This is a genomic window from Abyssibacter sp. (genome assembly GCF_964229365.1).
Lineage (GTDB): Bacteria > Pseudomonadota > Gammaproteobacteria > Nevskiales > OUC007 > Abyssibacter.
In genome coordinates, this window is record NZ_CAXRDQ010000017.1 from 1 (window position 1) to 13478 (window position 13478).

At 63.8% G+C, this 13478-nt stretch carries 11 protein-coding genes; 7 read left to right on the forward strand and 4 right to left on the reverse strand.

The window, feature by feature from the left end; genetic code table 11:
- On the forward strand, positions 1-2082 hold a 2082-nt coding region (locus ACE1EY_RS02270; protein ID WP_370299359.1), incomplete at its 5' end, for an NADP-dependent isocitrate dehydrogenase.
- Positions 2083-2169: 87 nt separating this feature from the next.
- Here the strand turns inward: ACE1EY_RS02270 and egtD are convergent.
- A complete protein-coding gene (egtD, locus tag ACE1EY_RS02275) occupies positions 2170-3156 on the reverse strand; it encodes an L-histidine N(alpha)-methyltransferase (RefSeq protein ID WP_370299360.1) in 987 nt (328 codons plus the stop codon).
- 64 nt (positions 3157-3220) lie between these two features.
- On the opposite strand from egtD, the gene ACE1EY_RS02280 reads away from it, so the two are divergent.
- The 4 genes from ACE1EY_RS02280 to ACE1EY_RS02295 all read left to right on the forward strand — a co-directional run bounded on the left by ACE1EY_RS02280 (position 3221) and on the right by ACE1EY_RS02295 (position 7965).
- Positions 3221-4009: a class II glutamine amidotransferase gene (locus ACE1EY_RS02280; RefSeq protein ID WP_291514516.1), complete on the forward strand. Its 789-nt coding sequence runs from the start codon at positions 3221-3223 to the stop codon at positions 4007-4009.
- A gap of 274 nt (positions 4010-4283) precedes the next feature.
- Positions 4284-5492 (forward strand): SUMF1/EgtB/PvdO family nonheme iron enzyme, encoded by a 1209-nt coding sequence (locus ACE1EY_RS02285; protein ID WP_291514517.1) that lies wholly within the window; start codon positions 4284-4286, stop codon positions 5490-5492.
- A gap of 79 nt (positions 5493-5571) precedes the next feature.
- On the forward strand, positions 5572-6477 hold the full coding sequence (gene nadC / locus ACE1EY_RS02290) for a carboxylating nicotinate-nucleotide diphosphorylase (protein WP_291514518.1): 906 nt from the start codon (positions 5572-5574) through the stop codon (positions 6475-6477).
- A gap of 57 nt (positions 6478-6534) precedes the next feature.
- Positions 6535-7965: an alanine/glycine:cation symporter family protein gene (locus ACE1EY_RS02295; RefSeq protein ID WP_291514519.1), complete on the forward strand. Its 1431-nt coding sequence runs from the start codon at positions 6535-6537 to the stop codon at positions 7963-7965.
- On the opposite strand, the gene metC is transcribed toward ACE1EY_RS02295, so the two are convergent.
- The gene (metC, locus tag ACE1EY_RS02300) at positions 7962-9137 is read right to left on the reverse strand and encodes a cystathionine beta-lyase (protein ID WP_370299361.1); all 1176 of its coding nucleotides are present in this window, start codon (positions 9135-9137) and stop codon (positions 7962-7964) included. The two genes, ACE1EY_RS02295 and metC, sit on opposite strands and share 4 nt — an antisense overlap.
- A gap of 67 nt (positions 9138-9204) precedes the next feature.
- Between metC and ACE1EY_RS02305 the strand changes: the two genes are divergently transcribed.
- Together ACE1EY_RS02305 and ACE1EY_RS02310 are read left to right on the forward strand one after the other, a co-directional pair.
- Positions 9205-10014, forward strand: a complete 810-nt coding sequence (locus tag ACE1EY_RS02305; protein ID WP_370299362.1) for a glycerophosphodiester phosphodiesterase — start codon at positions 9205-9207, stop codon at positions 10012-10014.
- 86 nt (positions 10015-10100) lie between these two features.
- A complete protein-coding gene (locus tag ACE1EY_RS02310; protein WP_291513676.1) occupies positions 10101-10664 on the forward strand; it encodes a hypothetical protein in 564 nt (187 codons plus the stop codon).
- A 93-nt stretch (positions 10665-10757) separates the two neighbouring features.
- Here the strand turns inward: ACE1EY_RS02310 and ACE1EY_RS02315 are convergent, their stop codons facing one another.
- Complete coding sequence (locus tag ACE1EY_RS02315) at positions 10758-11540, reverse strand: alpha/beta fold hydrolase (protein WP_370299363.1); 783 nt, start codon at positions 11538-11540, stop codon at positions 10758-10760.
- A gap of 33 nt (positions 11541-11573) precedes the next feature.
- The gene (sppA, locus tag ACE1EY_RS02320) at positions 11574-13472 is read right to left on the reverse strand and encodes a signal peptide peptidase SppA (RefSeq protein WP_291513678.1); all 1899 of its coding nucleotides are present in this window, start codon (positions 13470-13472) and stop codon (positions 11574-11576) included.
- Positions 13473-13478 lie beyond the last annotated feature (6 nt).

Genomic DNA, 13478 nt, shown 5'->3' on the forward strand with positions numbered 1-13478 from the left:
CTCGCGGCGTTTCCCGAGCGCCTGAGCGAAGAACAACGTCTGCCGGACAATCTGGCGATTCTGGGCGAGATGACGCAAGACCCGGAAGCCAACATCATCAAGCTTCCGAATATCAGCGCCGCCCTGCAGCAGCTTCGCAGCGCGATCAAGGAGCTGCAGCAACAAGGCTACGACGTTCCGGACTATCCGCAGGACGAAGCGGCCGAAGAGGATAAGGAAACCCGAAAACGCTATGCCAAGGTGTTGGGCAGTGCGGTGAACCCTGTCCTGCGCGAAGGCAATTCGGATCGGCGCGCTCCCAAGGCGGTCAAGGAATACGCCAGGAAAAATCCGCATTCCATGGGCGAATGGAGCATGGCCTCCCGCACCCATGTCGCCCACATGCGCGAAGGGGATTTCTACCACGGCGAAAAATCCATGACGCTGGACCGCGCCCGCACGGTGCGCATGGAACTGATCGATCAGGATGGGAATGCACACGTCCTGAAACCGGAAGTCGCCCTGCTCGACGGCGAAGTCATCGACAGCATGTTCATGAGCAAGAAGGCGCTCGTGAAGTTCTACGAAGAACAGATCGCGGACGCCTACGAGACCAATCTGCTGTTCTCGCTGCACGTCAAGGCGACGATGATGAAGGTGTCGCATCCGATCGTGTTTGGCCATGCGGTCAAGGTTTACTACAAGGACGCCTTCAAGAAACACAAGTTCTGGTTCGACACCCTGGGTGTCAACGTCAATAACGGGCTGGTGGACCTGTACAACAAGATCGAACTGCTGCCCGGCTCGCTGCGCGAGGAAGTGATCGAAGACCTGCGTGCCTGCCATCAGCATCGTCCGGAAATCGCGATGGTCGATTCCACCAAGGGCATTTCCAACCTGCATGCACCGAACGACGTCATCGTCGATGCCTCCATGCCGGCGATGATTCGTGCCGGAGGCAAGATGTACGGCGCCGATGGCCGCCTCAAGGACACCAAGGCGGTGATTCCGGAGAGTACCTTCGCTCGCATCTATCAGGAGGTCGTGAACTTCTGCAAGACCAATGGCGCCTTCGATCCTGCCACCATGGGCACCGTGCCCAACGTGGGCCTGATGGCGCAGAAGGCAGAGGAATACGGCTCCCACGACAAGACCTTCGAGGTCGAGTACGGCGGCGAGGCCCGCATTGTCGACAACGAAACCGACGAGGTGTTGCTCACCCAGACTGTGGAAGCCGGCGACATCTGGCGCATGTGTCAGGTCAAGGACGAGCCCATCCGGGATTGGGTGAAACTGGCGGTGAACCGCGCACGCGCCTCGGGCATGCCGGCGCTGTTCTGGCTGGACCCCTACCGCCCCCACGAGAACGAACTGATCAAGAAGGTCAAGACCTACTTGAAAGAGCACGACACTGAAGGGCTGGATATTCAGATCATGTCCCAGGTGCGTGCCATGCGTTTCACGCTGGAGCGCTGCATACGCGGCCTGGACACGATTTCGGTCACCGGCAACATCCTGCGCGACTATCTCACCGACCTGTTCCCGATCATGGAACTGGGCACCAGCGCCAAGATGCTCTCCATCGTGCCGCTGATGAAAGGCGGCGGTCTCTACGAAACCGGTGCCGGCGGTTCTGCCCCCAAGCACGTGCAGCAGCTGGTGGAGGAAAACCACCTACGCTGGGATTCACTGGGCGAATTTCTCGCCCTGGCCGCCAGCCTGGATGATCTGGCCAGCAAGAAAGACAACCCCAAGATCAAGGCGCTGGCCGACACCCTGGACGAAGCCACCGGCAAGCTGCTGGACAACGGCAAGGGCCCATCACGCCGCACGGGCGAGCTGGACAATCGCGGCAGCCAGTTTTATCTGGCGATGTACTGGGCCGAGGCCCTGGCCGCGCAGGACACCGATGCCGAGCTCAAGGCCCACTTCTCACCGCTGGCCAAAGCCCTGGCGGACAACGCCGATGCCATCCTCAAAGAACTGACCGAGGTGCAAGGCAAGGAAGTGGACATCGGCGGTTACTACAAACCCGACCACGCCAAGCTCGCTGCCGTGATGCGGCCCAGTGAAACCCTGAATCGCATCATCAACGGCGATTGAATCCTTGGAAGCCGCGTTCGCCAGAGAACGCGGCGACCGACTAGGCGGCCTGACGCTGGGTCACAGCGAGGCCGCCGGCCTTCAGCGCTATTCGCAGGCTCGCGCCAACACCAGCGAATAGGTGTTAGGAGCGGCTGTGGTCAGCAACTCCTCCACCAAAAAACCTGCTGGAGCGAGCAACTGCTCCAGGGTCTGTGGCGTGTACTTGTGGCTGAGTTCAGTGCGAATTCGCTCGCCGGCCGCCAGCGTGAGCTCGATATCGAGCGCACCGATGCGGACCTGTTGCGCCTGCCGGGCTTCGAGGTACATTTCGATCCGCTGCGCCTGTCGGTTGTAGATCGCCCGGTGCCGGAACTGCCGGGGATCGAAGTCTGCCGCCAGGCGACGGTTGAGCACGGTGAGGACATTCAGGTTGAACTGAGCGGTGACACCATCGCGGTCGTCATAGGCACGTTCCAGCACCGCGCTATCCTTGACCCGGTCCGCACCGAGCAGCAGCACATCGCCGGGCCGCAACATGCCGCGAATGTCGCGTAGAAAGCTTTGCGCCTGCTCCGGCTTGAAGTTGCCCAGCGTGCCGCCGAGGAACAGCACGGCGCGACGCCCCTGATCCGGCAACGGCAGCTCCAGGCCGGCGTGGTAGTCGCCTACCAGGCCATGCACGATCAGGTCCGGCATGTCGGTGACCAGTTCAGCCGCCGCGTCACGCAACATTTGCTCCGAAACATCGAAAGGCCAGTATGTGGTGCCGGCCTGGGCATGGCGTAGCAGGTGGCGCGTCTTGCGCGAGCTACCGCTGCCCAGCTCTACCCAGTGAGCGGCGTCCATCGCCTTGACCAGCGCCTCGCCGTGCTCACGCAGCAGGGACGCTTCGGCACGGCTGGGGTAGTAGTCCTCAGTCGCGCAGATGTCCTCGAATAGCTGCGCACCTCGCTCGTCGTAGAAGTACTTCGCGGGCAGCGTGCGCGGCGTGGACAACAAGCCCGCGCGGGCATCATCGGCCAGGGTATTGATCCGTCGGCGCGAGGCGATCGTGGCGATCTGCAGCCGAGGCGTGAGTTCAATTCCGTCCATGGTTGAACCGTCCAGAATCAGGGTCAGAGGTTAACATCGAGACAACTGCAATCCACGAGTGAACATGTGCCGACTCGCTGCTTATCTCGGACCCGAAATACCCCTGCGGAGTTTCCTGCTGGATTTCCCGCATAGTCTTTATCAGCAATCCTGGGACCCGAAGGAACTCACCGAAGCCCGCCTGAACGCGGACGGCTACGGCGTTGCCTGGCGGCAGCGCGACGGCCGCATGGGCGCCTATGCGCAGCCCATGGCGATCTGGAATGACGTCAACCTGCCGGCTCTGGCCGATGCGCTCACCAGTACAAGTTGGTTGGGCAACGTGCGCAGCGCCACCCCCGGCCAGCCAGTGCACGCGATCAACACGCAGCCGTTTGCGGTTGATCGTGTGGCCATGACGCACAACGGCTATCTCTCCGGACTTGCCCAGGGAGGACGCGGCCGCATCCTCTCCAACCTGTCGGATGTCGTGCAGTCTCAGCTCAACGGCACAACGGATTCGGAGTACCTGTTCGCGCTGCTGCGGCAAGCCCGCCTGGACGGCGCGCCCGACTTGGCAACAGCGCTGGCCGCGGCCCTGCGCATCGCCACACAGTGCACCGCCGGGCAGGCGGCACTGCTGAACGTCTGCGTCTCCGATGGCGAACAGCTGGTCTTCAGTCGCCATGCCGTGGAGCGCCCCTGCCCCAGCCTCTACCTGAACCGGTCGCACGCCGGGTCACCCGGCGCACAGTGGCTGGCGTCGGAACGATTCGATGACGACGCCGGCTGGGCCGAAGTCGCGCCGCATACCATCACCACACTGGCGGCAGATCAACCACCGCGCACGGTGCCGATCGAATGGGCCGCCTGAGCCGATCAAGGCTTGCGGCAGCACCGGAACCGCCGTTCGAGAGGCAACATGAGTGTTTTTCATCAAGGCCGCATCTGTGTTGAACTGACGCTGCCGCCACGGCGCGGCATCCGGAACGAGACGATCAGGACAAACCCAGGATGGACTCGGTGAGCCACACAACCTGCGGTCGATCCACGCCGGCGTGGTCTTTGTCGTCGACCGTGCGGCGTGTGGATGTCAGGTCTTCTGTTGGGTACCGCATGCCCGCTACGGAATTGAGCGCAGCTCACGAATGCCGCGCAGCATCACGGTGAGCGCCGTGGCCCATATACGGTCGGGTGGCGTACCGACCAGCGTCCCCCACCCCCGCCTGCAAACACTCCGCATGGCCTGCCGGCGAGTGCTAGAGGCTGCTCCGGTTCATGCAATCCATGAGCAGCTGCATCCGCAGCTAAGCCCGAGCGCCTGGCATGTTGGCCATACGCATTTTGTCGAAGCGCTCTGGTTGCGCTCACGCCTGCTGGAGGATGGGGCTGACCTCCTGCCGCTGGAGGCGCTTTATCTGCCTGAACAGTGCCCCAAGGCGGAGCGCGGTGGCCGGCTACCAGATCTACGGGCGCTCAGTCAGTGGTGTGACGCGATGAGCGAGCAGGCCGACGCCGCATGGATACAGGCAGCGGGTCGCTGGTCCCACCACGGCATGATTTCCAGTGGTTATCTGCTTGGCTTCGTCACCCAGCACTATGCGCAGCATCTGGAAATCTTGCGCATGGTGCAGCAGGTCGCAGCCGCCGCCGCGGCGACCGATCTCGGTAGCCACACCGCATTGCAGGCCGAGGCGCCCTCAGAATGCTGGCAACACCTGCCCGGCCGACACATCGAAGTCGGCGACCTGCCGAACTCACCCGCGCCATACGACAACGAACTGGGCCACCATCGTGTCGAGTTGCCCGGCTTCGACATCGCCCGGATGCCGGTCAGCAACGGTCAATGGCTGGCCTTCATGCTGGCCGGCGGATACGAACGCGCCGAGCTCTGGAGCCAGGCGGGCTGGGTCTGGCGGCAACAGCTGGGGACGGCGGCGCCGTTTCATTGGCGAAAGAGGCCTGACGGGTGGTTCGCTGTGTTGCCGCAGGGAGGGCTGCAGTCGCTGCGCAGCGACGAGCCGGTGTACGGCATCTGCCATCACGAGGCCAGCGCCTTCGCCTGCTGGCGCCGTGCGCGGCTGCCGCATGAACTGGAGTGGCTGACCGCCCGCCGCGAACGACAGCTCGACGCCGCAGGGAAGGTCTGGGAGTGGTGCGCCAACGCTCTTTACCCCTACCCCGGATTTCGCGCCTTCCCCTACCCCGGCTACACCCTGCCCTGGTGCGATGGCGGGCACTACGTGCTGAAGGGCGGGTCGCGCTGGACCGAACCGGAAATCCGGCGCGACAGCTTCCGCAACTTCTACACCGCCGACATGCGGCATATCTTCGCCGGACTGCGTCTGGCGCGATAAGTGACCGATCTGCGTGCGAATTGCGCCGATCGCCGCACATCGACAGAATAGCGCGCCTGTTCGGGGAAGCTCTTCAATCATGTACAACCCGCTGGACCCACCGTCCACCGACTTTAACCGCGCGCATCCGCCCGCGACCGACATCGAACCCATCGTCAAAGCGGCACTGGCTGAGGATGTCGGTGATGGCGACCGCACCGCGGCGCTGGTCGATGAATCGGCCCATGCGACCGCTTCAGTGATCAGCCGCGAATCGGCCGTGCTATGCGGAGCCGCCTGGTTTACCGCCGTTTATGCGGAGCTGGACCCGGCCGTGGATCTGACCTGGCTGGCAAAGGACGGTGACTATGTTCGTCCGGATCAGGAGCTCGTGCGGCTGACCGGCCCGGCCCGATCGATTCTCACCGGGGAACGCACGGCGCTGAACTTCATGCAGTTGCTGTCGGGCACCGCGACCCAAACCCGCCGCTTCGTGGAACGCGTCAAGGGCACGAAGGCGCAAATCGTGGACACGCGCAAGACGCTGCCGGGCCTGCGCACGGCGCAGAAGTACGCGGTGCGCTGCGGCGGCGGCGTGAATCACCGCTTCGGCCTTTACGACGCGGTAATGGTGAAGGAAAACCATGTTGCCGCGGCTGGCGGCCTGGGTGCGGCGATCCATCAGGCCCGAATGACCTACGCCAAGGTGCCGGTCATCGCCGAGGCCGAATCCATCGGTGATGTCGAGGAAGCGCTCAAGTGCCCTGCGCCACCGGACATCCTGTTGCTGGACGATTTCGAGACCCACCTGCTCGCCCGTGCGGTGAACATGGTGGGTCAGCACAGCCGACACGCGCACAACAAGGTATTGGTCGAGGCCTCGGGGGGCATTGATCAAGGCAATGTGCGGGATGTGGCCGACACCGGCGTTGACCGCATTTCCATCGGCGGGCTGACCAAGCACGTGAACGCGGTGGATCTATCCATGCGTTTTGGCGGCATCTAACCTGCTGCGATTCTTGCGTGCCGTCCCGGCGTCCGCCCACCGCAACGAGAACTCTCCATGGAAGCCGTCGTCGGCCTGCTCAATGATCTGATCTGGAGCCGTGCGCTCATCGCGCTTTGTCTCGGCGCCGGACTATATTTTTCAATAAGAACCCGTTTCATGCAGGTCCGCGGGCTCGGCGAGATGCTGCGTCTGCTGCTCGACGGCAAGGAATCCAAGGCCGGCGTCTCGTCGTTTCAGGCGCTGGCCATGTCGCTGTCCGGCCGCGTCGGCACCGGCAATATCGCAGGGGTGGCCACCGCCATCACCTTCGGCGGGCCGGGCGCTGTGTTCTGGATGTGGGTCGTGGCCTTTCTTGGCGCATCCACGGCCTATGTGGAATCCACACTGGCGCAGATCTATAAGGAAAAGGACGACAAGGGGCAGTACCGCGGTGGTCCGGCGTACTACATCGAAAAGGCCATGGGGCAGCGCTGGTACGCGTGGATCTTCGCGCTGGCCACGGTGATCGCGACCGGCTTTCTGTTACCCGGCGTGCAGGCCAACAGCATCGCGATCAGCATGACCGAAGCCTGGGGTATCGCCCCCACCGTGACGGCTGCGGGGCTGGTCGTGGGGCTGGGCATGATCATTTTCGGCGGCGTGCACCGCATCGCCCATTTCACCCAGTTGGTCGTGCCGTTCATGGCGCTGGCCTACATGCTGGTCGCGCTGGTCATCCTGTTCCTGAACATCGGCAAGCTTCCCGAGGTGGTTGGCCTGATCCTGGGTTCGGCCTTCGGCACCGAGGCGGCATTCGGTGCGGTGCTGGGGCTGGCCGTGGAATGGGGCGTCAAGCGCGGTATCTACTCCAACGAGGCCGGTCAGGGCACGGGGCCGCACCCGGCGGCGGCGGCGGAGGTTTCGCACCCCGCCAAACAAGGCTACGTGCAGGCGTTTTCCGTGTATGTGGACACGCTGCTGGTCTGCTCGGCCACGGCGTTCATGATCCTGTCGACCGGGCTCTACAACGTCATGGATGGCGCAGGCAACGCCATCGTCGAGGCGCTACCGGGCGTCGAGGCCGGGCCGGGCTACACCCAGGCTGCCGTGGAGTCCTTTCTGCCCGGCTGGGGCGCAGGCTTCGTCGCGGTGGCGCTGCTGTTCTTCGCGTTCACGACCATCGTCGCCTATTACTACATGGCCGAGACCAACATCGCCTACATCAATCGCCGGGTGCAACGGCCGTGGATGATTCTGCTGCTGCGCCTGGGCATCCTCGCGGCGGTGACCTACGGCACCGTCCGCAGCGCTGGCCTGGCCTGGGCGCTGGGTGATATTGGCGTGGGGCTGATGGCCTGGCTGAACATCGTCGCGATTCTGATCATCCAGCGGCCGGCACTGAAGGCCTTGAAAGACTACGAAACCCAGAAGAAGGCCGGCAAGGAGCCAGTGTTCGACCCTGACGCGCTGGAAATCAAGAACGCGGACTTCTGGCGCAAGTCCTAGGGGAGCTCTGCGCGCAGCCGCGCAAACGCAGCCTGCAGGTCGGTCACCAGATCATCGACGGCCTCCAGGCCAATGTGCAGCCGGATCAGCGTGCCCGAGCGCTCCCAGGGTGTTGCCGAGCGCAGCGGTCGCGGGTCGGTGGGCAGCACCAGACTCTCAAAACCGCCCCAGCTGTAACCAAGCGCGAACAGATCCATGCCATCGACGAAGCGGGCGAGTTGCTGCTCGCTCAACGCGGGTAGCCGGATCGCCAGCAGGCCGCAGCCGCCGACGAAATCACGGGCCCAAAGCGCATGATGGCGATCGCCTGGCCAGGGCGGAAAGAGAATCTCCTGCACCTCTTCCTGCCGGTTCAGCCAATCGCAAATCGCCAGCGCCGATTCGGTGTGCTGGTCCAGGCGGACGGCGAGAGTCCGCAACCCTCGCAAAGCCAGTGCGCAATCGTCCGGTGACACGCTGTGTCCCAAGGCCATGCTGATCTCGCGCAGCCGTTGCAGTGCTTCGCCGGAGGCCGAGACCAGCCCCAGCATGGCGTCGGAATGCCCGACGAGATACTTGGTCGCGGCGTGGACGACCAGATCGACACCATGGGCACGCGCATCAAAGCCCAGCGCGGTGGCCCAGGTGTTGTCCAGCGCGGTGACACAGCCCGCAGCATGAGCCGCCCTGCAAATCGCGGGCACGTCACAGAGCTCGAAGGTGACCGAGCCGGGCGACTCCAGATACACCAGACGGGTGCGCTCGCCGATCAGATCCGAGACCGCCGCACCCACGGCCGGGTCGAAGTATCGCGTGGTGACGCCCATGCGGCTTAGCCAGTCATCGCAGGTTTTGCGCGTCGGCCAGTAAACGTTGTCGGTGATCAGCACTTCGTCACCAGCCGACACCTGCGACAGGATTGCCAGCACGCAAGCCGCGAGCCCCGACGGCACCGCCACCGCTCCCTCAGCGCCGTCCAGATCGGCCACGGCCGCTTCCAGATCGTGCCGGTTATGCGTGCCGAAGCGTCCGTAGAACACCCCATCGAGCGGACGCGCCGTGGCCGCGCGCAGCGCCGCTAGTGACGGAAAGACAACGGTGGAGGTCCGCCCGACCGGTGTATTGACCAGCCCGCCGTCACGGCTGGGGTTGCGCCCAAGGTGCGCCAGGCGGGTGCGTGGATGCTTGTTCAAGCGAATCGTCCTGCGGCTGCGAATCGACACTTCGTATAGTACGTGTCCGCCCGACCGAGTCCGCCCCATGCCCGCCTCTATCGACGACATGTTGATCTCGCTGGTCGACGGACTGATCGCCACGCTTCCGCGATCACGTCCATCCCTGCACAGGCTGCAGCAGGCCCGCATCATTTCCCACCGGGGTGAGCGCCCTGGCCAACAGGTCCGAGAAAATACGTACGCCGCCTTCGACCCCTTGGTCGGCTCCAATGTCTGGGGTCTGGAATTCGACATCCGCTACACCGCCGACGGCGTACCTGTGATCTACCACGATGCCGACCTGCGACGCCTGCATGGCCGCCCGGAACGGCTGGCCGAACTGTCGAGCGGGCAATTGCAACAGCTCGCTCCGGACATTCCACACGCGCAGCAGTTCGTCGAGCGATACCGAACGCACTTCCATCTCATGGTGGAAATCAAGGACGAGCACTACGCCGACTCACCGCGCTATGCGCAGCGGCTAATGGACGTGTTCGACGGCTTGCGCCCAGGCCGGGACTACCACTTGATGAGCCTGGACCCACCCGTGCTCGATCGATTTGACGCCGTTCCGGAAGCCGCCAAGATCAGCATCGCCCGCTTCAACCTGCGGGAAATCAGCGACCATGTGCTGGCCCGCGGACAAGCGGCCATCGGCTCGCACTATGCGCTGCTGGGCGCTACACGAGCCGCCCGGCATCTCAATGAGAAGCAGGAGCTGGCCGTGGGCTTTCCCCGCTCGCGCAACAGCCTGTTTCGGGAAATCAGCCGTGGGGCAAACTGGATTTTCACCAATCACGCACTGGGCATGCAAAACCATCTGGAAGCCGCGATCGCGGATGCGACCGATGGTTAGCAGCGGTCGAATACCGTGGTTATGATCGGCGTCAGGGGCCATGGCCTCGACGCCGTGCTTCGCGAGTCCATAAAGGGGGAAGACCGATGAAACGATATGTTCTGGGCAGCCTGCTGGCCGCCGCGGCGATGTTTGTCTGGGGTGCGGTGTTCTGGATGAGTCCGATACCGATGAGTGTGATGAAAACCTCGTCGGACGACGCCGCGCTGGGCCAGGCGCTCAACAGCTATATTCCGGAAACCGGCACATATTTCGTGCCCGGCATGTCGGAGGACCACGCGGCCATGGAGCGCCTACACGAAGCCGGTCCCGTCGCCATGATCCACATCGAACGCGAAGGCAGCCCTGCCATGGACCCCAAGGTGTTCATCAAGGGCTACATCCACCTGGTGGGCGTTGCCCTGCTGTCGGGCTGGCTGCTGTCGCTGGCTCTGCCGTCGCTGGGCGGCTACGCCAGCCGGGTGGGATTCGTGCTGCTGCTCGGCGTGACGGCCAGCTTCGCCTACGATCTCGGCAGCACCGTCTGGTGGCCGATCCAGACCGGTTGGGCTTTGGTGGGAGTGCTGTACAACGTCGTCAACTGGACGATTGCGGGCCTCGTCCTCGCCGCGTTCTTCAAGCCTGACAGCAGCGCTAGCGCAACGACTTGACCGGGTCCGCCGCGCGTCGCGTCGGCGCCCCGGCAGTTCTCAATATCACGCAGCGCTGGGCACACACCGGTGATGTGCTCCGGCTGTGCGCCCTTACGCGTCGGCGGTCAGAAAGTCGATAACCAGGGCATTGAACGCGTCGGCACGATCCATTGGGGTGCCATGCCGGCTGCCGTCAAAAACCTTCAGTCGCGCGCCGGGAATGCCGGCGACCATGCGCTGCGTCTCGTGCAAGGGAAAGTAATCGTGCTCGGCAGCGACGACGAGGGTTCGCGCCTGAATACGCGGTAGTCGGCCCCAGATCGACCATCGCCCCAGCGCCATCAGGCTGCGGAGGTAGACCGGCCGAGAGCCTTGGGCAAAATGGTCACGCATGGTCTTGCGGAGATCCTGCTGGTCATCATGCGGGAACAGCCGGAATGCGATCAGCGATGCCAGCGGTTGGACACCGAGGACGCCAACCAACCCGATGCGGGCGACCGCCTCAAGCATTTTCTTCGGCGTCACGGGCCGGAATCCCGCTGTGCTGTTGCAGATGACCAGTGCGCGGACGCGTTCCGGCGCCAGCAGCGCCATGCTCTGCGCCACCGCGCCACCCATGCTGTGCCCCAGCACATTGCATTGGTCCACACCCAGCACGTCGAGCAGCCGTAGCAGACGCCGCGCCTGGGCAAAAATGCCGTACTCCCCATTGGGGTCGCTGCCGCCGTGGCCGACCAGATCGGGCGCGATGCAGCGAAACTGCGCCGATAGCGTCGGCACCTGAGTGAACCAGTCCGCCTGGCTCGCACCCAGGCCGTGAATCAGCAACAACGCAGGGCCACTACCGGCCTCGGTGTAGTGACAGCGACACCCATCGATGGAAATGGTCGGCATCGCGCGTGATTCAGCCGGCCGCGGCGACCGGGATCAGAGCGCGTCCCCTGCCCGGGCCTGTTGGCGCGCAAACGGTGCATCGGCCGCCATGACGCAAAGGCAATGCGAGGCCATGCCCTGCGCCTGGCCGGAGGAAATCTGTTCCAGCCACTGCAAATCGCCATTGGCGCGATTGACGTGTGCCGCTCCCCCGCCGAAGTACCCGAGCACCCCACGGGCCAGGTCGAACTGATTGAGCGACTGGGTGAACGGCGCGAGGAAGGCAAAGCTGAACTCACGCGGCGGGCTGAGGTAGCGCACGGCAGGGTTCTCCGCATCCAGCCCGGCTGCCTGCGCCGCCGCCGTCACGGCCTGTTCGAATCCGCCAATCTCGTCGACCAGACCCAGCTGCGCAGCATCCAACCCGCTCCATACACGGCCCTGCGCAATTTCGTGCACGCGCTCGCGCTCCATGTCCCGCCCGTCCGCCACATAACCGACGAACTGCTGATAATCCTTGGAGATGATCAGTTCGATTAACCGATGCACCGTCTCGCTCAGCGGCCGGTCCGCCCGCACCGCGCCGGCCAGCGGCGTGGTGCCCACGCCATCGGTGGTTACGCCGATTTTCTCCAGCGTGTTCTCGAAAGTCGGAAAGATGCCGAATACCCCGATGGAGCCGGTGATCGTCGTGTCATGGGCGAAGATGCGGTCAGCGGGCGCAGAGATCCAATACCCGCCGGAGGCGGCCAGCGTGGACATCGAAACCACAACCGGCTTGCCGGCCTCCTGCACTTGCAGCACGGCGCGGCGAATCTGTTCCGATGGGTAAATGCCGCCGCCAGGTGAATCCACACGCAACACCACGGCGGCCACGTTGTCGTCATCGCGGGCATCCAGCAACAAATCGGAAACCGTGTCTCCGCCGGCGGTGCCCTCCGAGCTCTCGCCCGGAACGATGGAGCCCTGCACGGTCACGACCGCCACCTGCTGCGAGCTGCTCGGGTTCTTGCGAACAGCCTTCAGGTAGCGACGGAAGTCGATCTGCCGGAAGCTTTCATGCTCGTCGGCCATGCCCACGGTGCTGCCGATACGCTCACGCACCGCCTGCAACGGCATCAACTCATCGATCAGCTCGGATGCCAGCGCGACCTGCGCCGGGTCGCCCTCGGCTTCGTCCAGCCGATCGACAAACTGCTCGACATAATTGTTGACCGCCTCGGTGGAGATGCCGCGGCCCGCGGCAACGTCACCGACGTACTTGCCCCAAAGCGTATCCAGCCAGGCCCGATTGGCCTCGCGAGCGGCATCGGACATGTCACTGCGCTGAAACGGCTCCACCGCCGACTTGTACTCACCGGCCTGAAACACGTGCATGTTGATGCCGAGCTTGTCGAGCAGTCCGGGGTAATAGTTGCTGTAGACCGCGTAGCCTTCCAGGAAGACCATGCCCATGGGGTCCATCAGTACTTCGTCGGCCTGCGACGCCAAATAGTAGGCCCGCTGGGTGTAGGCCGGCGCATAGGCGACAACGCGTTTGCCGCTTTCCTTGAAACGGTTGATCGCCACCCGAAGTTCTTCGAGCTGGGCAGGACCGGCATAGGCCAGCGCATCCAACCACAACACCGCCATGCGGATGCGGCTGTCGTCTCGCGCGTACTCCAGCGCGTCGGTCAGATCACGCAGTTCCGTCTGCATCGGCCCATCGCCGGCCAGTTCGCTGAAAAACTGTTCGGTGGGGTCGCGATCATTCTGCTCGACGACCATGCCTGCCGGATGCCACACCAAGGCCACGTTGTCCTGCACGGTGACCGGCGCGCCGCCTTTCATGCCCATGTAGATCAACCCAACCACGATCAACACGCTCAGGATCACGACCAGCTTGTAGATGACGGAGAAAAGGGTCCAAATGGCGCCGAAGAATCGGCGCAGAAGATTCGGGGATTTGGCCATGAAGAG